The organism is Kribbella sp. NPDC056345 (assembly GCF_042262745.1).
Classification (GTDB): Bacteria; Actinomycetota; Actinomycetes; order Propionibacteriales; family Kribbellaceae; genus Kribbella.
The window spans coordinates 108,398-134,031 of the sequence record NZ_JBHJQQ010000014.1 but is presented as its reverse complement, the minus strand read 5'-3'; the positions used below and the strand labels follow the sequence as shown (position 1 = coordinate 134,031).

26 protein-coding genes and 1 pseudogene are annotated in these 25,634 nt (G+C 67.7%); 11 read left to right on the top strand and 16 right to left on the bottom strand.

What is annotated here, in order from left to right:
• Nucleotides 1–3: 3 nt before the first annotated feature.
• The 13 genes from ACFCV3_RS35460 to ACFCV3_RS35400 form a co-directional block, all read right to left on the bottom strand.
• Nucleotides 4–1,197, bottom strand: coding sequence for a Gfo/Idh/MocA family protein (locus tag ACFCV3_RS35460; protein ID WP_376037908.1), 1,194 nt, complete (start codon nt 1,195–1,197; stop codon nt 4–6).
• A gap of 43 nt (nt 1,198–1,240) precedes the next feature.
• On the bottom strand, nt 1,241–1,915 hold the full coding sequence (locus ACFCV3_RS35455) for a glycerophosphodiester phosphodiesterase (RefSeq protein ID WP_376037907.1): 675 nt from the start codon (nt 1,913–1,915) through the stop codon (nt 1,241–1,243).
• Nucleotides 1,912–3,216 carry an extracellular solute-binding protein gene (locus ACFCV3_RS35450; protein WP_376037904.1) on the bottom strand — a complete coding sequence of 435 codons (1,305 nt, stop codon included), beginning with the start codon at nt 3,214–3,216 and terminating at the stop codon, nt 1,912–1,914. Before ACFCV3_RS35450 ends, ACFCV3_RS35455 begins: the two co-directional genes overlap by 4 nt.
• Before the next feature lie 2 nt (nt 3,217–3,218).
• Nucleotides 3,219–4,034, bottom strand: a complete 816-nt coding sequence (locus tag ACFCV3_RS35445) for a carbohydrate ABC transporter permease (protein ID WP_376037902.1) — start codon at nt 4,032–4,034, stop codon at nt 3,219–3,221.
• Complete coding sequence (locus ACFCV3_RS35440; RefSeq protein WP_132408210.1) at nt 4,031–4,906, bottom strand: carbohydrate ABC transporter permease; 876 nt, start codon at nt 4,904–4,906, stop codon at nt 4,031–4,033. Before ACFCV3_RS35440 ends, ACFCV3_RS35445 begins: the two co-directional genes overlap by 4 nt.
• A 64-nt stretch (nt 4,907–4,970) precedes the next feature.
• Nucleotides 4,971–5,999: a 2-hydroxyacid dehydrogenase gene (locus tag ACFCV3_RS35435; RefSeq protein WP_376037899.1), complete on the bottom strand. Its 1,029-nt coding sequence runs from the start codon at nt 5,997–5,999 to the stop codon at nt 4,971–4,973.
• Nucleotides 5,999–7,447 (bottom strand): FGGY family carbohydrate kinase, encoded by a 1,449-nt coding sequence (locus ACFCV3_RS35430; protein ID WP_376037896.1) that lies wholly within the window; start codon nt 7,445–7,447, stop codon nt 5,999–6,001. The genes ACFCV3_RS35435 and ACFCV3_RS35430 overlap by 1 nt, the downstream gene beginning before the upstream one ends.
• Nucleotides 7,448–7,459: 12 nt before the next feature.
• On the bottom strand, nt 7,460–8,251 hold the full coding sequence (locus ACFCV3_RS35425; protein ID WP_376037894.1) for a DeoR/GlpR family DNA-binding transcription regulator: 792 nt from the start codon (nt 8,249–8,251) through the stop codon (nt 7,460–7,462).
• Nucleotides 8,252–8,363: 112 nt separating this feature from the next.
• Nucleotides 8,364–8,969 (bottom strand): histidine phosphatase family protein, encoded by a 606-nt coding sequence (locus ACFCV3_RS35420; RefSeq protein ID WP_376037892.1) that lies wholly within the window; start codon nt 8,967–8,969, stop codon nt 8,364–8,366.
• Nucleotides 8,966–10,303 carry an FGGY-family carbohydrate kinase gene (locus tag ACFCV3_RS35415; protein WP_376037890.1) on the bottom strand — a complete coding sequence of 446 codons (1,338 nt, stop codon included), beginning with the start codon at nt 10,301–10,303 and terminating at the stop codon, nt 8,966–8,968. The genes ACFCV3_RS35420 and ACFCV3_RS35415 overlap by 4 nt, the downstream gene beginning before the upstream one ends.
• Before the next feature lie 119 nt (nt 10,304–10,422).
• Nucleotides 10,423–10,656 (bottom strand): hypothetical protein, encoded by a 234-nt coding sequence (locus tag ACFCV3_RS35410; RefSeq protein ID WP_376037888.1) that lies wholly within the window; start codon nt 10,654–10,656, stop codon nt 10,423–10,425.
• Nucleotides 10,657–10,920: 264 nt separating this feature from the next.
• On the bottom strand, nt 10,921–13,608 hold the full coding sequence (locus tag ACFCV3_RS35405) for a hypothetical protein (protein ID WP_376037886.1): 2,688 nt from the start codon (nt 13,606–13,608) through the stop codon (nt 10,921–10,923).
• A 69-nt stretch (nt 13,609–13,677) separates the two neighbouring features.
• Nucleotides 13,678–13,902 (bottom strand): hypothetical protein, encoded by a 225-nt coding sequence (locus tag ACFCV3_RS35400; protein WP_376037884.1) that lies wholly within the window; start codon nt 13,900–13,902, stop codon nt 13,678–13,680.
• Nucleotides 13,903–14,041: 139 nt separating this feature from the next.
• Between ACFCV3_RS35400 and ACFCV3_RS35395 the strand changes: the two genes are divergently transcribed.
• The 4 genes from ACFCV3_RS35395 (at nt 14,042) to ACFCV3_RS35380 (ending at nt 17,504) form a co-directional block, all read left to right on the top strand.
• Complete coding sequence (locus ACFCV3_RS35395; protein WP_376037882.1) at nt 14,042–15,469, top strand: family 43 glycosylhydrolase; 1,428 nt, start codon at nt 14,042–14,044, stop codon at nt 15,467–15,469.
• 24 nt (nt 15,470–15,493) lie between these two features.
• Nucleotides 15,494–15,907: an NADAR family protein gene (locus tag ACFCV3_RS35390; protein WP_376037879.1), complete on the top strand. Its 414-nt coding sequence runs from the start codon at nt 15,494–15,496 to the stop codon at nt 15,905–15,907.
• A 43-nt stretch (nt 15,908–15,950) separates the two neighbouring features.
• A complete protein-coding gene (locus ACFCV3_RS35385; RefSeq protein ID WP_376037876.1) occupies nt 15,951–16,658 on the top strand; it encodes a hypothetical protein in 708 nt (235 codons plus the stop codon).
• A gap of 117 nt (nt 16,659–16,775) precedes the next feature.
• Nucleotides 16,776–17,504: a hypothetical protein gene (locus ACFCV3_RS35380; protein WP_376037874.1), complete on the top strand. Its 729-nt coding sequence runs from the start codon at nt 16,776–16,778 to the stop codon at nt 17,502–17,504.
• Between the two features lie 180 nt (nt 17,505–17,684).
• Here ACFCV3_RS35380 and ACFCV3_RS35375 read toward each other — a convergent pair whose 3' ends face one another.
• Nucleotides 17,685–19,415 carry a serine/threonine-protein kinase gene (locus tag ACFCV3_RS35375; protein ID WP_376037871.1) on the bottom strand — a complete coding sequence of 577 codons (1,731 nt, stop codon included), beginning with the start codon at nt 19,413–19,415 and terminating at the stop codon, nt 17,685–17,687.
• A gap of 58 nt (nt 19,416–19,473) precedes the next feature.
• On the opposite strand from ACFCV3_RS35375, the gene ACFCV3_RS35370 reads away from it, so the two are divergent.
• The 7 genes and pseudogenes from ACFCV3_RS35370 to ACFCV3_RS35340 all read left to right on the top strand — a co-directional run bounded on the left by ACFCV3_RS35370 (nt 19,474) and on the right by ACFCV3_RS35340 (nt 24,463).
• Nucleotides 19,474–20,034 (top strand): RNA polymerase sigma factor, encoded by a 561-nt coding sequence (locus tag ACFCV3_RS35370; RefSeq protein ID WP_376037868.1) that lies wholly within the window; start codon nt 19,474–19,476, stop codon nt 20,032–20,034.
• A 109-nt stretch (nt 20,035–20,143) separates the two neighbouring features.
• Nucleotides 20,144–20,278, top strand: coding sequence for a hypothetical protein (locus ACFCV3_RS35365; RefSeq protein ID WP_376037866.1), 135 nt, complete (start codon nt 20,144–20,146; stop codon nt 20,276–20,278).
• Nucleotides 20,275–20,451, top strand: a complete 177-nt coding sequence (locus ACFCV3_RS35360) for a hypothetical protein (protein WP_376037863.1) — start codon at nt 20,275–20,277, stop codon at nt 20,449–20,451. The genes ACFCV3_RS35365 and ACFCV3_RS35360 overlap by 4 nt, the downstream gene beginning before the upstream one ends.
• Before the next feature lie 39 nt (nt 20,452–20,490).
• Entirely contained in the window at nt 20,491–21,495 is a 1,005-nt protein-coding gene (dhaK, locus tag ACFCV3_RS35355; RefSeq protein WP_376037861.1) for a dihydroxyacetone kinase subunit DhaK, read from the top strand.
• Nucleotides 21,492–22,109 carry a dihydroxyacetone kinase subunit DhaL gene (gene dhaL, locus ACFCV3_RS35350; protein ID WP_376037859.1) on the top strand — a complete coding sequence of 206 codons (618 nt, stop codon included), beginning with the start codon at nt 21,492–21,494 and terminating at the stop codon, nt 22,107–22,109. The genes dhaK and dhaL overlap by 4 nt, the downstream gene beginning before the upstream one ends.
• A pseudogene (gene dhaM, locus ACFCV3_RS35345) lies at nt 22,106–22,507 on the top strand (dihydroxyacetone kinase phosphoryl donor subunit DhaM); the annotation flags it as partial. The gene dhaL and the pseudogene dhaM, both read left to right, overlap by 4 nt.
• A gap of 63 nt (nt 22,508–22,570) precedes the next feature.
• Entirely contained in the window at nt 22,571–24,463 is a 1,893-nt protein-coding gene (locus tag ACFCV3_RS35340; protein WP_376038009.1) for a putative PEP-binding protein, read from the top strand.
• On the opposite strand, the gene ACFCV3_RS35335 is transcribed toward ACFCV3_RS35340, so the two are convergent.
• Nucleotides 24,442–25,092, bottom strand: a complete 651-nt coding sequence (locus ACFCV3_RS35335) for a hypothetical protein (RefSeq protein WP_376037858.1) — start codon at nt 25,090–25,092, stop codon at nt 24,442–24,444. The two genes, ACFCV3_RS35340 and ACFCV3_RS35335, sit on opposite strands and share 22 nt — an antisense overlap.
• Complete coding sequence (locus ACFCV3_RS35330; RefSeq protein ID WP_376037856.1) at nt 25,089–25,634, bottom strand: GNAT family N-acetyltransferase; 546 nt, start codon at nt 25,632–25,634, stop codon at nt 25,089–25,091. The genes ACFCV3_RS35335 and ACFCV3_RS35330 overlap by 4 nt, the downstream gene beginning before the upstream one ends.

The window sequence follows — 25,634 nt, the reverse complement described above, 5'->3', positions numbered from 1 at the left end:
GCGTCAGGCCGGAGCGTCGCCGTGGTCGGGGATCTCCAACTGGACGCCGCCTTGGAGGGCGGACTGGTGGGCGTAGATGCCGGGGAGGGTGTAGCGGGCGGAGACCCAGGCGTTGATCGGCGGGAGGGTCTTGTCGGCGACGGCGCGGACGAAGTCGTCGGCGAGGAAGTGGTGGGAGCCTTCGTGGCCGTTGTGCAGGCCGTCGAACTCGGCGGGCAGGCGGGTGCGGTCGTGCACCGGGGAGAGCCCGGAGCGGAACGCGTCGCGGAGTGCCGGGTCGACGTTCGCCAGGTCCTCGTCGGTCAGATCCCCGGCTGAGGTTTCCATCAGATGGGTGACGTCCTCGACGCCCTGCTTGTTCTGCCAGAGCGTGGTGGTGGCGAGCTGCTCGAAGCTGCCCTCGGTACCGAACACGCGCAGCCGCGACTCACGGATGTGGGACGGGTAGCCGACGCGGCGCATCTCGTTGGTCCGCATGATGCCGCCGTCGGCGAGCTTGAAGAGGGCGGTCGCGTTCGAGAAGTCGTTGTCGAACTGGCTGATCTCCTTGTCGAAGACGCCGTCACCGCGGTCGTCCTGGACGCCGATGCAGGACACGTGGGTGGCGTGCTGACCGGTCACCGACAAGACGTTCCCGACGGCGTGCGTCGGGTAGAGCATGGGCGGGAAGGACGCGGTCTGCTTCCAGTCCTCGCCGCCGCTGTACTGGTACGCGGCATAGAACCCGAGGTCCATGTCGTGGACGTAGTCGCCCTCGGAGTAGAACACCCGGCCGAAGTCACCGGCGGCCAGCCGCTGCCGGCAGTACACCGAGGACGGGTAGTAGAAGCTGGTCTCGCCCATCATGTAGGTCAGGCCGGTCGCCTTGACCAGCTCGATGATGCGCGCGATCTGGTCGGCCTCGATCGCCATCGGCACGGTCGAGTAGACGTGCTTCCCGGCCTCGAGCGCCCTGATCGCCATCTCGCCGTGCAGCCAGCGCTGGGTGAAGATCGCGATCGCGTCCACGTCGGACTCGAGCATCTCCTCGAACGACTGGTAGGTGACCGCGACGCCTTGTTTCGCCGCGACCTCCGCCAGCCGGTCCGGCAGGACGTCGGTCAGCCGGACCCCGGACACGTCCGGGTGCGCGGACCACAACCGCAGGAACGAAGGAGCGAACTGGCCGGCTCCGACCACACCGATGCTGATTCCCATGCGACTAGGCAATCACACATTTATGTTCCATGGAAGAACATATTCAGACGTTGGAACGTGTGAGCAGGTGTGGGTTGTCGGTGGTGATCCCGTCGACGCCGAGCTCGGCCGCCTGTTCCAGGGTCGCGGCGTCGGGGACGGGCCAGGCGGTGACGGACAGACCGGCGGCGTGGAGTTCGGCGACGAACGCCGAGGTCAGGCCGGTGATGCCGCACAACGCCCAGGTCGCCTCGGCCTCCCGCGTCAGAGCCAGTACGTCGGGAGTCGTGCGACCGAAGATCCGCCCGGTCGTCACCCCGGGGAACGCGCGCCGAGCGGCGAGCAGGATCTCGGGATGGAACGAGGTCACGAGCGTACGAGCAGCCAGCGCAGGATCAGCCCGGAGCGAATCGGCGAGCAGTGGTACGGCGTCCTCCGCCTTCACCTCCGCCTGGAACCGAACGTCGACCGCGGCGACGGTTTCGGGCCAGGTTGGGATGCGCTCGCCGTGGCCCGCGTCCAGGGCACGTAGCTGGGCGAGGGTTAGGGAGGCGACTTCGCCGGTGCCGTTGGTGGTTCTGTCGACGGTGGCGTCGTGGAGGATGACGAGGTGGCCGTCGGCGGTTACTCGGAGGTCCAGTTCGATCTCGTCGCAGCCGTCGGCGATGGCTCGGTGGAAGGAGCGGAGGGTGTTTTCCGGCTCGGTGCCGAGGGCGCCTCGATGACCGGTGATGATCACAGGACCTTCTCCTCGTAGAGGCGGCGTACTTCGGCTCCGATCGCTTCGAGGCGGCGGGCCACCGTGGCGAACACCTTCGTGGGTGCGGCATTGTCGGCGTAGATCTGTTGCAGACCGGTGTAGATGGCAACGTTCGCGTTGCGGCCGTAGAGCCGGATGGCGTCCTGTTGCCGCGCGTTCGCGAGCTGCGCGATCGCGACACCGTAGTTGGGTTGTTCGGCAATGAGCTTCTTCAGCTCGGGCACCTCGCGCGCCGCCTCCACCACCGGGAGGTAGCCGGTCTGGATCGTCCACCACGCAGCGTTCTCCGGCCGTGCCAGGAAGCTCAGGAACGCAGCGGCCGCCTGCTTCCGCTCCGCCGAGATGTTGCGCAGCATCCCGATCCCACCACCACCGGTGGCGATCCCGGACGCGATCTCGCCCGGCACGAAACCGGCACCAACCCGGAATCTCGCCTTACTGGTCATGCTTTTCAGTCCACCGGTCGACTCCTGGATCGTTGCCACCAGCCCGTTCGCGAAGTCTGTACTCGGGCTGCTCGCCATATAGGCAAGCTTCGAGGAGTGGACCATGGACCGCTGCCACTCACCTGCCGCCACTGCCCCGGCCTCGGCGATCTTGACGTCCAGCCCACGCGAATACGAACCACCGAACTGCCAAACGTTCCCCTGGAACTGCCAGTCCCCATCAACCTTCGCAAATGCGAGCGTCCGCAAAGAACGCCCGCCTGACTGCACCTTGGCCAGCGAAGGTCCCCACGACTGCAGCTCGCTCCAGGTCCGCGGCGCGCGATCTGGCAGACCAGCGGCAGCGAACGCATCCCGGTTGTAGTAGAGGATCGGCGTACTGCGGGCGAACGGCACGCACCAGCTCTGCCCCTTCACCACATACTCACCGAACAGCTTCGGCTGATACACCGCCGGATCCGCGAGATAGCCGTTCAACGGCTCCAGCGCCTCGTTCAGGAAGAACCGCTCCCAGGTCACATCCGACAGTACGGCGAGATCCGGCGCCTGCTTGGCGATCAGGGCCGCGGCGACCTTCTGCGCGACATCGTCATAGCTTCCCTGGAACTGGACTTCGACGTACACGTCGTCCTGCGATTCGTTGAACTTGGCAACGAGTCCGTCAACGGCCTTCCCGTTCACGCCGCCGTACGACGACCAGAACACGACCCGAACCCGGCCGGCGTACTGCGGCGGCACCGCCCCGGCCGGCTGCGAATAGACCGCATCGACCGATCGGTAGCCACACCCGGCCAACGACAAAGCGGTCAGCCCGAGGAATCCCCTGCGTCGCATGGTCATCCCTTCAACGCACCCTGGGTGATTCCACCGACGATGTAGCGCTGGGCGATCAGGAAGATCACCAGCATCGGCGCGAGTACGAGCAGCGTCCCGGCCATGATCGTTCCCCAGTTGGCCAGCCCCTCTTCGTCCTTGAGGATCAGCAGGCCGACCGGCAGCGTCCGCATCGACGCGGTGTTGGTGACGATCAACGGCCAGACGAAGTTGTTCCACTCCTCGACCGCGGTGATCACGACGACGGTGACGAGCATCGGCCGGGACATCGGCAGCACGACCCGCCACAAGGTCCGCAGGTGACCGGCACCGTCGACCGCCGCGGCATCCGTCACCTCGGACGGCAGAGTCAGGAAGTGCTGCCGCATCAAGAACGTCGCGAAGGCCGACCCGATCCCTGGAATGATCAACCCTGCATAGGTATTGATCCAGCCCAACGTTGCCACCGTCAAGTAGTTCGGCAGCAGCGTCACATGTCCCGGCACCATCATCGCGCCGAGCACCAGGAAGAACAGCACCTTCTTCCCCGGGAAGCGCAGATAAGCGAACGCGTACGCCGTCAGCACCGCGTTCGTCACCTTCAGCGCAGTCCCGGCCACCGTGATCACCGTCGAGTTCACGAAGAACCGGTCGAACGGCGCGGCCTTCCATGCCAGCGTGAAGTTCTCCCAGGTCAGGTGATCGGGCCACCACGAAGGCGGCCACTGGTAGATCTCCGCCGGCTGCTTGAAGGCCGTCGACACCAGCCAGTACAGCGGCCCGATGAACACCGCCGCCACTCCGACCAGTACGACGTACTGCAGCGCGCGCACCTTCATCGGTAATGCACCCGCCTCTCCAGCACTCGCGCCTGGACGGTGGTGACGACCAGAAGGATGACGAACATGATGATCGACAACGTGGCGGCTCGGCCCGCGTTGAAGGCCTGGAACCCTTCGTTGTAGATCGCCCAGCTCAGCGTCGTGGTCGCGTCACCCGGTCCGCCGCCGGTCATCACCGCGATCACGTCAAAGGCCTGGAACGTCCCGATCACCGTGGTGATCAACAGGAAGAACGTGATCGGCGCCAGCAGCGGAAGCTTGATCGCGTGGAACCGCCGCCACGTACTCGCGCCGTCCATCACCGCCGCCTCGTCGAGCTCCTTCGGCAATCCCTGCAGTCCGGCCAGATAGATCAGCGCAGCGAAGCCGGCGTTCTTCCACAGGTAGACGATGACGAGTCCGGGCAACGCCCAGTCGGAGTTGTTCATCCAGTCCGGCCCGCGCAGCAGGCCGTAACCGGGGTCGAAGATGAACAGCCAGATCGTCGCCACCGCGGCACCGGACAGGACATGGGGTGCGAATGCGATCGTCCGAACCGCGCCCCGGCCCTTCAGCGGCAGGTTGAACAGGAACGCGAGCGCCAGCCCGATCACCAGGCTCCCGGCCACGATCAGGCCGGTGAAGACGACCGTCACCCACAACGTCCGATGGAACGCCGGATCGGTCAGCGTCCGCCCGTAGTTCGCCAGCCCGACGAACGCCGGCCGGGCCGCGATCATGTTCCAGTCCGTCAGGCTCAGGAACGCGTTGTAGACGATCGGCCAGTACGCGAAGACCGCGATCACGAGGAGATTCGGTGCGACCAGCGCCGCGAACAGCCAGTACTCCCGTCGCCGCCGCGACCGCAGACCTACCGGATTCTCCTGCACGCCCGTGAAATTATCACCAACTCATGGTGAGGTATAGAGAATCGGTGTGATTTTCTAGCTAATTTCACATCGAAGTGACCAGTCCTGCCGGATCCTTCCCGGCGAGGTAGGCGGCCACGGCTTCGGCGGCGATGGATCCCGCGCGCAGTGCGGTCTGGCGGGTGGCTCCGGCCAGATGAGGTGTCATCACGACGTTAGGTGCGGTCAGCAACCGTGAGCCGACCGGCAGCGGCTCCACCGGGAAGACGTCGAACGCAGCCGCCCCCAGCTGCCCTGACTCCAATGCATCCACAGTCGCCTCGTAGTCGAGCAGACCGCCACGTGCCGTATTGACCAGTACGCCGCCGCGCGGCATCCGCGCGATTTCGGCCGCACCGATCATGCCGCGGGTCTGATCGGTCAACCGGGCATGCAGGCTGACCACGTCCGACCGGCGCAGCAGCTCATCCAGCTCGACGACCTCGATCCCGGGCAGGACTCGCGACGGATCGACGTACGGGTCGGCGACCACCACGTGCGCACCGAAGGCGAGCATGACCCGGGCGACTCGTTGCCCGATCGCGCCGTACCCGACCAGGCCGACCGTTGCGCCATCCAGCTCCGCGCCGCATTCGTCGTACGCGTAGAGGTCGCTGCGCCATTCGCCCAGCTCCAGTGTGCGATGCAGTCGCGGAAGGTTGCGCAAGGCCCCCATCATCAGGGCCACCGCGTGTTCGGCAGCGGCCACTGCGTTGCGTCCGGGGGTGGAGGCAACGGTGATGCCGCGTTTGATTGCTGCAGGCACGTTGACGTTGACCGGGCCGCCACGGCAGACCACCAGGAAGCGCAGATCCGGAGCAGCATCCAGCACCCGCTCGGTGAACGGACCCATCTGCGTGATCGCCAACTCGACCCCCGGCAGTGCCGCGATCAGCTGCTCCTCGGAGTCACTGGCTTCGTCCACCTCAGCCACCGCCCCGTACGGCGTCAGCGGCCACGGCAAGGTGATTTCCCGGAAGTCGAACCGCACATCCGCCAGCGACTGCAGCGCTGACGAGAGCAGCGAATTCCGGACGAAGTGGTCGCCGGCGAGCAAGGTGGTGACGGTTCTCATCAAGCTCCTAAAGGCGCAGGGTCGGACCAGCGGGCGCGCGCGTTGTCGATCCGGCGCAGGTAGTGGGCGTATCCCTCGGCATAGAAGGCGGCGCGGCCCGGGTCCGGGTCGACCTGCCGGGTCGACGCGATCCACTCCGGCCCGACCTCGTCGGACGCCGCACGGCGGGCGCAGATCACGGCACCCCGCGCAGCGACCTGCTCGGCGGCCGTCGTGTGCAGGGGCGCGTTCAGTACGTCGGCCAGGATCTGCGTCCATTCGGCACTTCGCGCACCGCCGCCGCACACGGTCACCCGGCCCGTCCACCCGGCCGCTTCCAGGCAATGCCGGGCGGCGTAGGCGATCCCCTCGCACGTTGCCCGGATCAGGTCGGCCGTGGTCGTGGACAGCGAGAGTCCGTCGAGGGTGCCGCGTGCCCGAGTGTCCACGAACGGCGCGCGCTCACCGGCCTCGGACAGATACGGCAGTACGGTCACGCCTTGAGCGCCGGGTGGACTCTCGGCCAGGAAGGCAGGCAGTTGCTCGGTGGTCGCGCCGACAAGGGCGAGCATGCGGTCGAGGGCCGCCGTACCGACCATTGCCGGCATGGCGCGCAACCAGAGCCCGGGCGTCCAAGTGCCGAGGAACAACCCGGCCGGTTCGCCGGCCATCGGCAACGAACGGGTGACCACCTGGCACGCGAGCGTCGTACCGACGGTCAGCAGCGCATCGCCGGGCGTCTCCACGCCAGCTCCGGCCGCGGCCGCCGGAAGGTCGTAAGGACCCGCGGAGACTCGCGTCCCAGGAGCCATTCCGGTCGAGGAGTCGCGCAGTTCGCCCACCGGTCCACTGGCCGACACGGGTGCCAGCAGGTGGCGCAACTCCCCCAAACCCGTTGCTGCCAAGGCTTCTTCGTCGTACGAACCCGTCCGCGGATCAAGGAACGGCGCCGACGCATCCGACACATCGGTCGCGCGGACGCCGGTCAGCGCCTGCATCACCACGTCCTTGCAGTAGGCCGCTGTCTCGGCGGCCGCGATCACCGACGGCTCCTCAGCCAGTACGGCGGCCAGCAGCGGACCGGAGGCCCCCGGGAACATGCGGTTGCCGGAGCGCCGGAACACGTGGTCGGCAACACCGTCTGCCGTCCACTGCTCGAGGATCCCGCTACTGCGCGCGTCCAGCCACGAGATCGCCGGCCGAACCGCAGCACCGGCCGCATCAACCAGCCAAAGCCCGTCACCCTGCGCGGTGATCGCGAGAACGCCCGGCCGGGATCCCACCGCAGCAGCCAGCTCGCCGACCACCTCGTTGACCGAGGCAACGATCTCCGCTGTCTCGTGCTCGAACCGCCCGGCCGACGGTCGCACCAGCCGCGTCGGCCGGGATGCCTCGGCCAGCGGCCGTCCATCCGGGGAGAACGCCACCGCCTTCGTCACTGTGGTGCCGACATCGACTCCGACGTCCATACCAGGTCCCCTCTAGAAGGTGGCGACCTCCACGGTCACGCCGTGGTCGCGCAGTGGGCGGATCAGCTCTTCCGGGGTCTTCTCGTCGACCACCACGACATCGAAGTCGCTCAGCGGCGCGAGCCGGTGCAGGGCGGTGCGCTGCAGCTTGGCGTGGTCGACCAGCAGCACCTTGGTCTTCGCCGCCCGCAGCATCGCACGCTTCACCAGAACGATCTCCTCCTCCTGGTGGAACGCGTGCGTCGGCGAGACCGCCGACACCGAACAGAACAGCAGGTCGGTGTGCAGCGCCTCGACAGCCTCGGCACACGGCATCCCGCCGAACGAGTCGTGGGTCGCCGAGTAGATCCCGCCGAGCGCAACCAGCGTGATGTCCCGACGGCCGGTCAGTGCGGTGATCGCGGGCAGGAAGTTCGTTGCCACGGTCAACGGCGTGATGTCCTCGAGCAGGTCGACCAGGGCGAGCGCGCTGGTCGAGTCGTCCAGCATCACCGACATCCCCGGCTCGATCAGCGTGCGGGCATACCGGGCCAGCGCGGCCTTCTCGGTCTGCGCGGTGTTCAGCCGGTACGCGACATTGCTCTCGAACACGCTCGTCGGCTGCGCGCTCACCCCACCGCGGTACTTGCGGACCACCCCCTGGCGCTCGAGCTCGTCCAGGTCACGATGCACAGTCATCACGCTCACCCCGAACGCCTCGACCAGATCACTGGCCGAAACCGAGCCGTGCTCCACGACGTACGCCGCGATCTCGGCCTGCCTGCGCGCGGGACGACTCAGCTCACCGTCGAGCTCTGTGGTCATGAGGCCCCCTTTCTGGACTGAGGAACGGAGGGAGCGAAGCGACTGGAGAGACGAGGGAAGAAAGGGAACCAGGCCTCAGGACCCGCCGCGCGGAGCGTGGCAATGTGAACAGTCATGACGGGGTCTCCATTCGTCCTGCTGGGATGTTGTACGCCTCGAGTCCCACTGTGCCGTCCTGACGCCGGAAGCGCACGAGCGCCGCGGGACCGAGTGCAGGAAGAAGTCTGCGGTAGTCGTTCAAACGGAGGCCGAGCACCCGGCAAACCAGCAGCCGGATGAGCGTGTTGTGGGCGACCACCAGGACCTTGCCGCCCTCGATCTCGGCGAAGGCCTCGGCCACCCGATCGGCGGCCGCGGCCGGGTCCTCGCCGCCGGGGAAGTGATCGCGGACCGGGTCGAGCTCGAAGGCCACGGCCACTGCGGGCGGCAGCTCGGCCAGTCGCTTCCCTTCGGCCGATCCGAAGTCGACCTCTCGCAACCGCGCGTCCACCGTCGGTTCCAGGCCGAGCGCCTCGGCGGTCGGGGCGATGGTCTGGCGAGCTCGCAGCATCGGCGAACACCACAAGGCATCGGGCGCGAAGTCGATCGCCCACTCCCGCAGTTGCTGGGCCTGCTGCCGGCCGACCTCATCGATCGGCAGGTCGGACGAGCCGGTGTAGCGGTTGCCGTGATGCCAGGCGGTCCGCCCATGCCGGGCCAGCACGATCGTGGTCCTCATCCGCGGTACCCCCGCGCATCGAGCTCCGCCACGAAGGCGGCGTACAGGTCGTCGAGGCGGCTCGGTCGCGGCTCGAGGACGCGGTCGATGCGAACCATCCGCCGGGCGGTCTCAGTGACGCTGCCCCCAGCGGAGGCAGCAAGGACAGCCATTCCGTACGCCGGGTCTGCGGCCACCGGGAGCTCAAGCGGTACGCCGAGGGTGTCGGCGCGGAGCTGGTTCCAGTAGCCGCTGCGGGTTGCGCCACCGGTCAGGGAGACCGTGCGAACCGGGTCGGCCCCGAGCGCGACGAGGTGCTCGAAGGCGAGTCGTTCGACGAACGCCACGCCCTGCAGGACTGCGACGTACATATCCAGATCGCTGTCTACGTGGCCGATGGTGAAGCGCTCGGCCTGGGGCGCGACGAAGGGGAACCGCTCACCGGGCTTCGTCAGCGGGTAGATCACCGCATCGACAGGATGGGCTTTGAGCGCATCGAGGTCGACTCCCGGCAGGAGCTCGGTCAGTACGCCGGCGCCGCTGCTGGACGCGCCGCCGGGGAGCCAACCGCCGTCCGGGTGGAGGTGGCTGTAGACCGCACCGGTCGGATCGTCGAGCAGCTGCTCACTCACGCCCTTGAGGACGAGCGTCGTACCGAGCACCGAGTTCCAGGCGCCCGGCGCCAGTGCGCCGGCCGCGATCTGGGCTGCGCAGCCGTCGGTCATTCCGGCGTACACGGGCACACCGCTCGGCGTGCGGCCGAGCTCGGTGCCGGGGCGGACGACCTCGGGAAAGATCTCGCTCGGCAGGCCGAGTTTGTCGAAGGCCGCGGACGGCCAACTGCCGGCGACCAGGTCGTAGCCGGTCTTCAGGGCATGGCTCGTATCGGTCGCGACCGGGTGCCCAACGAGGTGAGCGGCGACGAAGTCAGCACTGTGGATGACGCGTTGATCACTGTCGGCAACCAGGTCGAGGACCTTCGGCAGGGCCCAGGTGGGCTGCATCGAGGTCGCCCAGCGGTCCGGGTCGACGTCCACGATGTGGACACGACGGGCGGCTGAACGGGCGTCGTCGTACATCAATGCCGGGGTGGTCGGGCGGCCGGCGCGGTCTGTCAGGAGGAAGGTGCCGGAGGTTGAGCAGATCGCGATGCCCTCCAGAGCGCCCGCGGACGGCGTGATCTCGGCCAGGCAGGCGTCGACGGCGTCGAGCCATTGCTGCGGATCCTGCTCGTGGCGGACACCATCGCGGACGCTGGTCAGCGGCCGGGCCGCCCGGGCCAGGACGGCACCGTCGGGACCGGCGAGCACGGCCCGCACGCTCTGCGTGCCGAGGTCGATGCCGATCCAGGCCACCCGGGCTCCCCTCACACTGTTAGGTCAGTTGAGAAGATAACACTGGATAGCGATAAGATGACAGCATGAGTCGGCTCCCGTCGCCTCGGGGGAAGACGGGAGCCGGCTTGGAACAAGACTCAGGCGTGCATCAGGACGAGCGACGGGTCGACCGCGGCCAGCTCGAGGCGGCCTGCGTCGACGGATCCGAAGGCACCGATCGGGCCACTGGCCGGGCGGCCGGTCCAGCCGAGCCAGAAACCCCAGTCGTCCGGCGCGTCCGGCCACTCGGGATCCGGCTCCCACCCTGGCGGCGGCCGCCAGCTGTCACTGGGCAGCTCGGGCCAATCGGGTGGCGGATTGAATCGGTACACGGGCGGTCCTTCCCAGATTCCCCAGGCAAATCTGTGCCGTTGATCCAAACTGTCCGACTGATCAACGACCTGGCGCGCCGGAGGTCACGACTAAATCTTCGTAAAGTTTTCCGGCACAGCCACACATCGAAGCACCAGGACCGCGGCACGGCAAGCGATCGCTCACCCTGCGGACTGCACGTGCAGCCGCAGGATCAACTGATGCTTTATCCACAGGCTGTGGGGTTGTGGCCAGGGCCAACCGGTTCAGTAACAGACCGTTGCCTAGGGCGAGTTCAGGCGGCTCTTGACCCGGTGGTGGCCGGTCAGCGATTCGGCCAGCGCGAAGCCGAGTGAGCGGTAGGCCTCGAAGTCCCACTCGTCGTAGAACTGGTCGCTGGTCGCGCGCCGAGGGAAGTCGGTGTGCCGCTGGGCGTACACCTCGAGGTCCCAGTCGAGCTGACCCGCGAGCACCGCCTTCACGAAGAAGATCTCCGTCTTGTACGGATCCTCGTTGTTCTCTGCCTCGTCCTCGGTCTGCGGATGGGTCGCGATGCCGTAGACCCAGGCCCGGTCCGCGCGCGCCTTGGCACCGCGGACCATCGGCGACGGGTCGATGTCGATCTGGATGCCGTGATCCATCCGGGCGGTCGCGATCGCCTCGGCCAGGGCGCTGAACCGGTCCTCGGCATCGTTCGACGCATCGATCACGATCACCTGGGCCGGCTTGCGGCGGAGCGCCTCGACCAGACCGAGGTTGTCGTAGTGACCGCCGTCGGTGACGTAGATCCGCCGGTCGTACATCGACGGCGACCCGATCGCCTCCCGCAGCAGCCGGTACGGACCAGGCTTGTCGATGACACTGCCGACGTACCGGCTGAGCTTGGGGAAGAACCCGGTGACCGGCGGGAAGGCGTCGTCCACATGGTTGTTCCAGTACGGGTTGGGCAGCCAGACACCGAGGCGCGCATTCAGTACGGCGAGCAGTAGCCGGATCGGGCGGGTCCGCCCGTTCACGCGACCGGTCAGCGGACTGAGCGCGGCCCCACTCATCGCCATCGCGGCCGGCACCGTCACCTCGCGCAGCAGCACGTCCGCCTCCCGCTCGTAGTCGTCTGTCCGGCGCCGGCCGCCATCCGGGAGCGAACGGTCGCCGATGATGCCGATGCAGTCCGAATCGAACACGAACGGCACACAGTCCCGTTGCGTCGGCACGAAATCCGCATCCTCAACATTGGCAACCCCCGCAATCACCAGCCGCGGCCCAACCACCTTCGGCTCCGCCGGCTCGCCCTGAGCGTCTTCCTTCGGCTCTTCCACCTTGGGGGTTGCCCATTCGGAGTAGCGGAGGCGTTTGTAGTAGTCGATTGCGGCTGCGGAACCGTTGGGCTTGCGTTCTACCAGGAAAGCGCGGGACAGGCGTTCACGGTAGAACGAGTGCAGGGACGTGCGGTTCGCGTCGGTGAACACTTTGATGCCTATGGCAACTGCAGCCAGGATCGCCGCGACGCTCCAGTCCCTCGCGAAGTCCTCGTCGGTCGCGTAGCCGCCGGTCCAGCGCAGGAGCACGATAGTTGCCGCGAGCACGATGATCGCCGTACCGGCCCAGGGTGCGAGCTTGGTCCGCGCGAACGCGAGCAACCGGTCCCTGAGCTTGGACGACTCTGCGCCTTCGGTCGCCAACCCGTTCCACACCGAGCGGCCGAGACCGATAAGCACGACGACCAAGGCACTGAACGACGCGACACCTTGTTTGGTCGGATCCACCAGCGCCAGCAGCTCGGACGGCAATCCGGTGTCGCCTGGGAGTTGGCCGACCAGGTAGAGACCGCCTGGTACGCCGAGGAGCAGCACCGCGACCGGGACGCCGTACCGGAGGGAGACGCTGCTGATCGAGTTCAGCACCGTGCGGACCACGTCGGGCATCCGCGCCCACCGATCCCAGACCTTCTCGATCAGGAAGACGGCAGCGCTGATCCCGAGCAGGCCGACCGCGAGCGCGAGGAAGTTCCAGGAGCCGTCCGGTCGCCAGGTCACGAGGATCTCGGTGCCACCCTCGCTGATCACCCCTTGGTTGCCGAGGAACCAGCCGAGCACCCACGCGACCGAGCGCAGCACGATGCCGATCAGCAGCAGGTTGACGATGAGTCCGAACAGGACGGACAAGCCGGCCAGGAAGACCGCGCGGCCACCTTGCAGGAGGTAGCGCGTCTGGCGGCGGAGGCGGGCGAGCTCGGGCGAGCCCTGGGCGAACGGGTCCGGGACGGCACGACGAAGGACATGAAAGGCGGCCGCGGTGTAGCCGCCGCCGCTCACTCCGATGACCGTGGATGCCTTGTCGTAGAAGCCTTCTTCGCGCAGGTGTTGCAGCGCACCGAGGCAGAAGGACGCGGACCGGATGCCGCCACCCGAGCAGGTGATCACCAGCTTGCCGGCGTCGGGACCACCATCCTGGCTCGGGGAGAACGTGGCCGGCGGCTCGAGCTCGACACCGTGCAGCTTCTGCTGACCGAAGCGGCTGGTCGCGAAGTAGCAAAGCGCAATGATCAACCAGCCGACCACGAAGGTCGCGTGCATCACCGTGGTGAGCAAGCCGGTCGTCAGGTCCGCGCAGGCACCGGCGCCGAAGTCGGACCACAGCTTGACGTCCTCGACGACATCCAGGACCGCGGCGAGGAAGACCAGCCACGAACCGACCGCCGCAACCGTCTGCCAGCGCTGGCGATTCAGGAACCGGACGTACTTGTAGCCCCGGTACGCCGCATAGACGTAGGCCATGATGAACGTGCCGTCGACCAGCAACGACAGCCGGCCCGGGATATCACAGTCGGCGCCGGCCTGGGCCGCGTGCCGCATCGGCCACTGCACGACGGCCAGCACGATCGCGAGCTGCAGTGTCCTGGTGAAGGTTCTGCGCCGGCCGATCTGCTCGATCGTGGCCTCGCCCTTGGTCCCTGCTGATTCCCCCAACATCGCTCCATGATGACGGCGAGTCACCATCCGCTACCAGAGCTCATCGGGCATCCGCAGGTATCGATCCGGCTACGCAGCCGCCATCGACATACTGACCCGGTTCAGGACAATGCCCGCGGCAACGGCCTGATCCAGTACGGCGAGCTGGGCGCACGCGAGCCGGATGGCCTCCGCCTGCGTGCGGCAGCCGTCGGCGTACCAGTAGGGATCGTCGGGCTGACGGTCGTCGGCGTCGTCGATGTCGGCGTACCAGGAGTCCTCCCGGTAGTGCACGACCCGCACCTTGAGCTTCATGCGAGCTTCGACGCCCGCTGCCGGGGCGTGGTTCCGGCGCTGACTGTTCGATCGTGGTGTGAACTGTTTACAACGTTGGTAGAAGCATCGTAGAAAGGCCTCTACAACGTTGGCACAGCGGCTCGGAAGAGGTCCTGCCATGAGGTTCGTCCGCCCCATCCTCAGCACGTTGCTCGGCGCTGTCCTGATCGGGACCGTCGCGAGCACTGCCCCTGCCGCCGAGATCCAGGAGCACGCGGCAATGTCCCAGACGTTCCGGAACCCGGTGAACCCGTCGGCGGATCCGTCGCTGATGTACTACGACGGCAAGTACTACGTCGCGACCACCCGCGGCGACCGGATCGGCATCTGGTCGTCGGACAGTCTCGCGACGCTGCTGGTCCAGCCGGAGAAGGTGGTCTGGCGCGACAGCAACACCAGTCGCAACACGCAGATGTGGGCGCTGGCGTTCCGCCACGTCGGGAACCGTTGGTACATCTACTACACCGCCTCCGACGGCGTGGACGCCAACCACCGCATGTACGTGCTCGAGTCCGAGAACGACGACCCGCTCAGCACGTACACGTTCAAGGCGAAGATCGCCGACTTCGGTGAGTACGCGATCGACGGTGAGCCGATCACCGTCAACGGCCAGCAGTACTTCGTCTGGACCGGCCCTGGCCGTGGTCAGGGCGGACCGGCGCAGCTCTACATCGTGCGGATGAGCAACCCGTGGACGTCCTTCGGCCAACGCGTGGCGATCCCGGCCGACGGCGGCTGCAGCGAGGTCCGTGAAGGGCCGACACCGTTGTACGGCAAGGACCGTCTCTTCCTGACGTACTCCAGCTGCGACACCGGGAAGCCGGACTACCAGCTGTGGATGAAGAGCCTGGCCAACAACGCCGACCCGATGGTCGCCGCGAACTGGAAGCAGCACCCCGGCCCGATCTTCTCCCGCAACGACTCCACCGGCGTCTGGGGCCCCGGCCACCACTCGTTCTTCAAGTCGCCGGACGGCAAGGAGGACTGGATCGCCTACCACGGCAAGAACACCAGCACCTACACCTACGCCTTCCGCACCTCCCGCGCGCAGAAGATCAGCTGGAACGCCGACGGTACGCCGAACCTCGGCAGCCCACTGGCCGCCGGCGCCACCCAGACCCTGCCCTCCGGCGACCCCGGCTCGGCCAACTACTGGATCAACGACACCCAGACCGGCACCGGCCTCAACCAGGTCGAGTACGCCGGTAACTGGAGCTCCGGATCCGGCTGCGGCAACCAGTGCTTCTGGAGCGACGACCACTGGAGCAACGACCCCGCCGCCTCCGCCACCATCCGCTTCACCGGCACCCAGGTCGCCCTCCTCAGCGTCATCGACCGGGGCAACGGCATCGCCGCCATCTCCATCGACGGCGGCCCCGAACAACACGTCGACTACTACAGCTCCATCCGCGTCGGCGAACACCTCACCTACCTCAGCCCCGCCCTCTCCCCCGGCCCCCACACCCTCAAGATCCGAGTCACCGGCGACAAGAACCCCGCCTCCTCCAGCACCGTCATCAGCCTCGACCGCATCGAGGTCTACTGAGCTGGCAAGCTTGGTGGGTGCCTCGTGATCATCAGGTATCCGACAACCGAGCACTTCATGATGGCCGATAAGGCGAGGACCTTCGGCGATGAGCAGACGCTCGCAGAGATCCTCGCCGTACCGAGTCCCGCACAAGCCAAGACCCTTGGGCGCAAGGTGCGGAACTTCGACACAGTGGTCTGGGCGGAGCATCGGTTCGACATCGTGGTCGCGGCGAACAGGGCGAAGTTCGGCCAGGACGAGGAGCTGCGCGCGTACTTGCTCGGGACCAAGGATCGGGTGCTGGTCGAGGCCAGCCCGGTGGATCGGATCTGGGGGATCGGGTTGGCGGCGGACGACGTACGGGCGGAGCAGCCTGGGCAGTGGCGGGGGCTCAACCTGCTGGGTTTTGCGTTGATGGAGGTACGGCGGGAGCTGGCGGACGACACCCCAGGATGAGTCGGTTTGGTTCGGTGGGTGGGGTGCCTGAGAAGATGGCTCGGTGCGGGTGAAGCGGGTGGTCCTGGTCGGCGGGTTGCTGCTGGCGACCGTGCTCGGCGTTGCCGGGGGCTACTACGCCGGCGAGCTGACCAAACCGCCGCACCCGGTGTCCTCCGGACTACCTGCTCCGCTGGGCGGCGTGACGATCTCGCCAAGTACGACGCCGCTACCGCGGAAGACGCCCAAGGACAACGGGTATGAAGCTCTCCTCCCCGAGGACCTGAAGTTTCATTGGCAGACCTATGACGTCGAGATGCCGGACAAGCCACCGGCGCGGTTGCGGATGCGGGTGCCGGTCGGATGGAAGGAGTCGGTGACCAACAAGGGCGAGATCAAGGTCATCGATCCTGAGGGCGTGCGCTGGATCCGGTTGGCGACCGTCTACCCGGTCAAGCAGTCCCCGAAGCTGCGGCGGGACCAGTTGGTCCCGAGCGTGCAGGCCAACGTCTCGTACGAGGACACCTTGAAGCTTCTCGGGCAGTCCGACGACACCGTCACCGGGACCGACGGCCAGTCGCGGCGGGTTTCAGTGCTGAGGTATTCCTACATTCCGGAGGAGTGGACGCGGAATGTGATCGTTCAATACGTCGCGACCTCCGGCCAGGCCGGCGCGAACGTCGAGATGTCGATCACCGGACTACCGCAGGACCAGAAGGCTCTCGACCGGATCGCCGAGGAGGCGGCCGCGTCGGTCAGGCCGCTGGACTGAGACAATCTCAGTTCGTACTGGGTGGAGTTTCACGGAATTGTTACGCGGCTGATGCAACCTTGAGCCGGAGTCCGCGGTCTTCTCCAGTAGACGGGTTTCTGGGGAGGTGGGGCAGGCATGGCACGTCGGGGGACTGCAGTGCTGGCGTCCGGGTTGATGGCGATGATCGCCATCGGCGGCGCCGGCGGGTACGGCGTGGGCTGGCTGACCGCCCTGGACCGCTCGGTCTCGGCCACCGGCAAAGCCATGCCCCTCGGCCAACTCACCGCAGTGACACCGCCGCCGGCCACGAAGCCGACCCCGGACGATTCCCGCAAGCCCCAGCCGGACGACAGCAAGCCGCTGCGCGTCGACGACCTGAGCTACGAGACTCAGACGTTCGACGTGCAGGGCACGCTCAAGTCGAAGATCACCCTGAAGGTCCCGAGCGACTGGACCTATAGCCCGCAGAGCGACAGGAACACCGCTCGCTTCAACGAGGCCAACACGAAGCGCTGGCTGCGGATCCTGAGCGGCTTCCCGCTCACCCGGCCGCCGGCCGCCTCGATGGCGGAAAAGGTCGCGCACCTCAAGGCTCTGCCGGCGAACCAGCACATGACCATCCTGTCCCAGGTCGACGACGGTGACGTCGCGACGCTGACCTACACCTTCGTGCCGGCCAAAGAGCTGCAGCCACTGCCGATCCTGCGCCACGTCATCGTCCGCTGGGTCGCGGACGACAGCGGCGACGTGGCCGTCGAGCTGGGCGTCACCGGGCTTCCCCAGGACGCCGCTGCGCTGCGCGACGTCATCGACCACGCCTCGGAGAGCGTCGTACGGCGCGACGTACCGCTCGCGCCGTCCTGACGGCTCAGCAGTCGACGGGCCAGATGGTGCGGAAGATCGAGGAGCGCAGCCGGTAGAAGCGGCGGCGGGTGGACTGGATCAGGGCAGGGGACGGGCGGAGCCGTTCCGTGGTGATACGCACAGGGGTTTCCTCAGACAGGTCGAGCGATATGGGGCAAGGCGCTCATCCCCCCTGTGGCCTCAGCCGGTGAACCTGACCGAACTGGCGATTTTGCGGGCCAGCTCGCGGTCGTCACCCGGTATCAGAACCTGGATGAGCATCGAGTCGTTGGTCCCCGTCACCACGACTCGCTGGAGGAGCATACCCCTGCCCGGGCCGCAGTTCTGCCAGACCTGCTCGCTGTACGCGGTGTCGCCCTGACCCCACGGAGTCGGCTCTTCCTTGATCTCGCACTGGAAGCTGTCGTCGGTGGTGAGCTTGAACTGGTCGGCCTTTACGCCGGCCTTGCCGACGAAGACGCCGGCGCTCGATCCCCAGTCGCCGGTCTGGCTGATCCGGACCGCTGGGGACTGCGCCTTGGCGCCGGGCGGCTGCCATGGCTCTTCGGCGACCGAGTTCAGCCATCCGCGCGGGACCTCGAGTGTGAAACTGCTGTAGCTGACGCCGACCAACTGGTTGGCGGACAGGTACCGCTGGCCGAAGAAGCCGGCGCCGCCGCCGACCAGCAGGGCCAGTACGGCGGCGATCGCCCAGCGGGCGCGGCGGCGCTTCCGGGGTTTCGCGGGAGCTGTGGTCTCGCCGAGTCCACCGGCGATACCCACCGATGCGGCTTCGACGGTCGCCGTGTCACCACCCGCGGTGTCGGATCCCGTCGTACTAGCCTTGACGGTCGCAGTTTCGGCGGACACAACTGGCGCGGAGGTCGGTTCGGCGACCTTGGCTTCGGCGGGCCGGGCCTTCTTGGATTTCGACCGCTTCTCGGGAACCGTGGTCGCGACGACCGCCGTCTCGTCCTCGGCAGCGACCGCTTCGGCGGTGGCGTCGGTCTTCACTATGGTCGGCTGGTTGGCGTCGCTGAGGGCGGTGACCTCGCCCTCGTCGTCCGCCTCGCCGATCGTGATGGTTTCGCGGGTCTTCGCGACGAAACCGTGGGTGGTCTCGTTGAGGCCGCCGACGAGCTCACGGGTGAACGTCGGTACGTCGGGCCAGCGCTTCGTCCGGTCCGGGTCGAGGGCGCGCAGGATCGCCGCGTCGATCTGCTCCGGCAGTGCGAAGCCGAGCGAGCTCGGGGGCGGCGGGGCAGTCACCCGGCCCGCGGCACCCAGACCGTCCACCTGGTGCGGCGAGCGGCCGGTGAGGGCGGCGTACGCGACGGCGCCCAGCGAGTACTGGTCGGCACGCTGGTCGAGGCGCTCACCCATCGCCTGCTCGGGAGCGACGTACGACGGGGTGCCGCCGGGGAGGGTGATCCTCGACACCTCGTCGAGGGACTTGCCGAGGCCGAGGTCGGACAGGACCGCGCGCTCGCCGTCGTCGTCGGTGCTGCGGAACAGCACGTTCGCCGGCTTCACGTCGCGGTGCAGCAGGCCGCGCCGGTGCAGCGCCTGGAGCCCACGGCCGATCTGTACGACGACGTCGACGGCCACCGGGAGTGCCAGCGGCTCCTTCTTGAGCCGGTCGGCGAGCGTGCCGCGGTCGGCGTAGGTCAGGACCAGGAACGGCCTGCCGTCCTCCAACTCGCCCACATCGTGGACCTGGACGACGTGCTCGGACTCGACGCGGCGCAAGAACCGGCCCTCTTCGAGGAACCGGCGGCGTACGGTCTCGTCGTGCCCCCAGTTGTCGGCGAGCACCTTGATCGCCACTTCGGCGTCCAGTTGCTCATCGTGAGCAAGCCATACCGTAGCGAAACCGCCTGAGCCCAGGCGTCGGCGCACGACGTAACGGCCTAGTCTGGTTGGGACCCCCATACAAGGCATTATGTAGTACAGAGAGTCCCTGACCGGGGCCGAGACAGTAAAGGCGCAGATGAGCGAGAGCACCAGCCCGTCCGACGACCTCGCCAAGCTGGCCGAGCAGGCCCAGGCGGGCGACAAGAACGCGATGGACGACCTCCTTCGGCTGGTCCACCCGCGCGTCCTGCGGATCTGCCGCAGCGTCCTGCCGTATTCCGCGGATGCCGAGGACGCGGCCCAGGAGGCGCTGCTCAACATCGCCACCAAGATCGGTTCGTTCTCGGGCCGGAGCAGCTTCTCGACCTGGGTGCACTCGGTCGCGGCCAACTCGGCCCGCTCGACCTACCGCAAGCTGAAGCGCACCGCCCAGGCGGCGCACAACCCGGAGACGATGGAGAAGCCGGACCCCCGGACCACCTCCGTGATCGCCGGCACCCGCCTGGACCTCCTGGAGGCCCTGGAGACGCTCGAACGCGACCGTCCCCAGATGGTCACTCCCCTGGTCCTCCGCGACGTCTACGGCCTCTCCTACGAGGAGATCGCCGCCGAGGTCGGCGCGCCGCTGGGCACGGTCAAGTCCCGGATCCACGACGCCCGCGAGGTCGTCCGGCCGCTCCTGCGCCCAAAGGACTGACCCTCCCGACCGCTCGGGCCCCCGGTGAAAGCCGGGGGCTTTTGCGTTCCGGCGAACCGCCGTACAGTTTCTACTGAAACAATCGTGTCAGTAGAACTGGGGGTGTGCGATGCCCGACCGACTCCGAGTGAGCCGCGCCCTGCGGTGGCGCTGGTGGCTGGACGACGCGCGCGAGGTCCTGCGCCGGCACGAGCAGGTCGTGCGACTACATCTGGCGCGCACCTACGACTGGGGGCACGGATGATCGTGATCGTGTGCTCGGCGTGCGACCGGCGCAGCCTGCTGCCGCTGAGCATGGTGACGGGGCTGACGCGCTGGGTCGCTCTCGGCGGCGAGGTGATCCACGAACTCAACTACACGTGCTGGTGCGGCGCCCCCGGGGTCAAGGTGGTGCAGCGGGTCCGGCCGCCCCGATGAGGGCTCCCGTTCCTGGTGGTCCTGTGCTCAGATGGTGGCATGAAGAAGCTCATCAACGACCCTGCCGATGTTGTGAGTGAAGCGCTGGCCGGTATGGCGGCCGCGCATCCGGACCGCTTACGGGTGGACCACGAGAACCGGATCGTCTATCGCAAGGAGGCGCCGCGACCAGGGAAGGTCGGGCTGATCTCCGGGGGTGGGTCCGGGCACGAGCCGCTGCACGGCGGGTTCGTCGGGCTGGGGATGCTGGACGCGGCATGTGCGGGTGAGGTGTTCACCTCGCCGGTGCCGGACCAGATGATGGCCGCGACGAAGGCGGTCGACGCGGGCGCCGGCGTACTGCACATCGTGAAGAACTACACCGGCGACGTGATGAACTTCGAGATGGCTGCCGAGCTGGCCGCGGCCGACGCCGGCACCGAGGTGCTGTCGGTGGTGACGAACGACGACGTGGCCGTCCAGGACAGCCTCTACACGGCCGGTCGCCGGGGTGTCGGCGTGACCGTGCTGCTGGAGAAGATCGTCGGTGCGGCGGCCGAGGAGGGGCGCTCACTGCAGGAGGTCGCAGACCTGGCGAAGCGGGTCAACGACAACGGCCGAAGTATGGGGATGGCGCTGACGTCGTGCACGGTCCCGGCGGCGGGTAAGCCGACGTTCGAACTCGCCGAGAACGAGATGGAAGTCGGGATCGGCATCCACGGCGAGCCCGGCCGGCAACGGTTGCCACTGGCCCCGGCCCGCGAGGTCGCCTCCCTGCTCGTCGATCCGGTGTTGTCCGATCTCCCTTATTCCCAAGGCGATTCGGTGATTGCGTTCGTCAACGGACTCGGCGGTACGCCGTTGCTCGAGCTCTACCTGATGTACAACGAGGTCGCCCAGATCCTCGACCGCGCCGGTATCACCGTGGCCCGCTCGCTGGTCGGCAACTACATCACCTCGCTGGAGATGGCCGGCTGCTCGGTCACGCTGCTGAAGGTCGACGACGAGCTCGTCCGGCTCTGGGACGCTCCCGTTAACACGCCCGGTCTACGGTGGGGCACATGATCGACAAGTTCACCGACTGGCTGCGGGATTCCGCGAAGGTGCTGCACGAGAACGCGGCGTACCTGACTGAGCTCGATTCGGCGATCGGGGATGCGGATCACGGGGCCAATATGGATCGTGGGTTCGCGGCGGTGGTCGCCGTACTGGACGAGACGTCGTTCACCTCGGTCGACGAGTTGCTGAAGAAGGCTGGGATGACGCTGGTCAGCAAGGTCGGTGGAGCCAGCGGGCCGTTGTACGGGACGTTCTTCCTGCGCTTTGGTACGGCGCTCGCGGGTGTCGAGTTGACGCCTGCTTCGATCGGCGAGGGTCTGCATGCCGGTGTCGGCGGGATCCTGGCGCGTGGCAAGGCCGAACTGGGGGACAAGACCATGTATGACGCTTGGGCGCCTGCTCTCGATGCGTACGACGCTGCCGTCGCGGGTGGAGGTGATCTCGGGGCCGCGCTGACCGCTGCCGCCGAGGCTGCCGCCAAGGGGCGGGATGGGACTGTGCCACTGGAGGCTCGGAAGGGCCGGGCGAGCTATCTGGGTGAGCGGAGCATCGGCCACCAGGATCCGGGCGCGACGAGTACCACCCTCCTGCTCGAGTCGGCCGCACGGACGCTCGCATGATCGGCATCGTGGTGGTGTCGCACAGTCACGCGCTGGCGACCGCGGCGGTCGGGCTGGCGTCCGAGATGGTTGCCGATGGCAATCGACCGGCGATCGTCGTGGCGGCTGGGCTGGACGAGACGACGTTCGGTACGGACGCGGTGGCCGTGTCCGAGGCGATCGCGGCGGCTGATTCGGCGGATGGCGTACTGGTGCTGGTGGATCTGGGGAGTGCGGTGCTGAGCGCCGAGCTGGCGCTGGAGTTTGTCGATCCCGAGGTGGCTGCGCGGGTTCGGTTGACGAGTGCTCCGCTGGTCGAGGGTTTGGTGGCGGCGGTCGTCACGGCGGCGACCGGTGCGTCGCTGGACGCGGTCGCGGTTGAGGCCGAGCGGGGGTTGCTGGGGAAGCAAGAACACCTTGGCGGCGGCACCGCGCCGGAGTCGGCCGCTGCGGTCGAGTCCGGGCAAACCATTGAGGTTGTCGTGAGCAACCAGCACGGGCTGCACGCGCGTCCGGCGGCGCGACTCGTCGGGCTGGTGAACAGCTTCGATGCTCGGGTCACGGTGACGGATGTGGACACCGGTCATGGGCCGGTCGACGCCGGCAGTCTCAGCATGGTCGCGACGCTGAATGCGATCCGTGGGCATCTGCTGCGGTTCGCGGCCGACGGTCCGGAGGCGGATGCGGCGCTGGGCGCGATCCAGGATCTGGCCACCGAGAACTTCGGGGACGACGAGCCTGCCCGCTTCCCGACGCGCCTGGGTACGCCCGCGGCGGGGGACAAGGGTGGGTCCGGCCTGGACGTCGCGTTCGGTCCTGCCGTGCTTGCCAGCGGCAGCGTCGACGTGAGCGGGTATGTTGCCGGGGACAACGAATCGGCGCGTCTGGAAGCAGCAGTCGAGGCGGTCGCCCAGGAGCTGCGGAGGCTGCGCGATGCGAGTCCGGACCTCGCTGGGATCTTCGAGGCACAGCTGGCGCTGCTGACCGATCGTCAGCAACTGAAGGAGATTCGCGAGGTCCTGGATCGCGGGGCGTCGGCAGTGAACGTCTGGCAGCTGGTTTTCGACCGGCTCGCAGAGCGGTTCGAGGCGCTGCACGATGCGTACCAGCGGGAGCGCGCACAGGACGTTCGGGCGGTGCGTGATCGGGTGTTGCGGCACCTGACGGGCACCACGGAGGACAGCCCGATCGAGGTCGAGACCGACCAGCCCGCGATCCTCGTCGTACCGGAATTGGATGCGGCGACGGCGGCGATGCTGGACGGACAGCGGTTCGCGGGTGTTGCGGTGCGGGCGGCCGGGGCTACTGGGCACGGTGTGATCGTGGCTCGGTCGCGTGGGATCCCCCTGATCACGGGGATCGGTGACGTGGACGTGCCGGCCGGCGCAGTGATCGCGTTCGACGCCCGCAAGGGCTCGTTCGAGGTCGAGCCCAATGTGGACCAGGTCCGGGCGACGATCGCAGAGCGCGAGGCCGAGCAGGAGCAAGCGGCCACGGAGGCGGAGTTGCCGGCCGTGACGGTCGACGGCCGCACGGTTGCGGTGCTGGTGAACGTCGGAACGGTGCAGGATGCGCTCGCGGTGCGGGGCGCGGAGGGGTCCGGGCTGGTGCGGACCGAGCTGCTGTTCGGCGAGCGTCGTACGGCGCCGAGCGTTGCCGAGCAGGTCGAGGCGTTCCGGGCCGTGGCAGCGGCGCTGCCGGGCAAGCCGATCACGATCCGCACGTGGGACGTCGGTGGCGACAAGCCGCTGCCGTTCCTGCCGCTGGACCACGAGGCCAACCCGTTCCTCGGTGAGCGTGGGCTGCGGGCCTTCCGGCGGCGGCCGGAGTTGCTCCGCGACCAGCTCGAGGCGGTCCGGCAGATCGCGGCCGAGATCCCCGTGCACGTGATGTTCCCGATGGTCACCACCGCCGACGAGGTCGCCTGGGCACTGGACGAGCTCGGACCGCGCCCGGACGGCCTGAAGGTCGGCATCATGATCGAGGTGCCCGCGGCCGCCCTGCGGGTAGCCACGCTGACCGCGGACCTGGACTTCGTCAGCATCGGCACGAACGACCTCACGCAGTACGTCACCGCAACCGACCGGACGAATCCGGCCGTGGCTGCCCTGGCGGACGGGCTGGACCCGGCCGTGCTGCAGCTGGTCGATCACGTCGTCCGCAACGCCGGCGTACCGGTGGGAGTGTGTGGTGACCTGGCCAGCAACCCGCAGGCCGCCGTCATCCTCGCTGCGCTAGGTGTGCACGAGTTGAGTGCGATCGCTCCGCAGGTGCCCTTGGTGAAGGCCAGACTGCGGCAGTCCGATCTCAGACTGATCGACACCGCCGCAGTGCTGGCTGCGCGCGATGGGGATCAGGTGCGCGCCTTGCTGTAGTAGCGCAGCTCGACCAGGTTGAAGCCGGACGTGCGCTCGGGCTTGGCGGGGAGCGTGTAGCTCTCCCCAGGCTCGAGGTAGGTCACGTCCGGGTTCGCCAGGTCGAGGTCGACCACCAGCGCCGGGTACGCGCCGGTGTGCCAGGTGTAGGTCTCCCCTGCGTCCGGAGTCACGTGCTGCACCCGTACGTCGTCCTCGTCGACAACCACCTTCGCCGGGACCTCGCCCACCTGGTCGAACCCGGCCTCGGCGCTGCCGGCTGCGGTGTACGGCTCACCGGACGCCTCCTCGCCGAGGTCCAGGAGCTCGATCAGCCGGTTCAGGTACGGCGCGTCTCCGTCGTTCGTGAGCATGTGCACCGGAGACACCGGCCGGTAGACCGAACCACCCACCGTCTCGCTCAGTTCGCGTGCCGGGCTCCCGTCGAGCCAGTCCATGTGACACGGGGACGTGGACAGGCAGAGCACGACGTACGGGTTGTGGTGCAGGTGCCAGCCCTGCGCCTCCCCCGGCGCGAGTGCGACCTCCCAGACGCGGACACGGGAGTTCTTCAGCAGCACGCGAGTCCCGATCTCACCAAGGACAACCTCGGTGCCGTCGGGGGCGGTGACTGTAGTGCCTGCAGTCATTGAGTGTTCTCCTCGATCGATCGTTCCATGGCTACGCCAGCCAGTACGACGCCGTCCGGCATCGGTAGCTCGGCAGGCGCCACTTCGACGAACCCGAAAGCCTTGTACAGCGGCACTCCGGGCAGCGTCGACATCAGAGCCAGCCGGGTGAAGCCCTCTGCGCGCGCAGCATCGGTGCAGGCAGTCAGGATCGCTCTGGCCAGACCCCGTCGCGTCCAGTCGCTGCGGACGAACATGGCCCGGATGCGAGCCGGCTCGGTCGCTGGATCCAGCAGTCGGTCGTCAGCGCCCGCCGTACTGGCGTTGAACAGCTTGTTGCGCCGGCTCCAGCCACCGCACGCCACGATCTCCCCGCCGACCTCGTGCACGTAGTACGTGCCGTCGTCGATCAGTGCGGGATCCAGCGTGGTGATGTGCTTCGCTGCACTGGCTGTCTCGACCGCGTCATGGAACGCCGGAAACAGCTCCAGCACCGACGCACGCCCCAGCTCTGCCACCGCAGCGCTGTCCTCCCGCACCGCCAACCGCAAAACAGGCTCCAC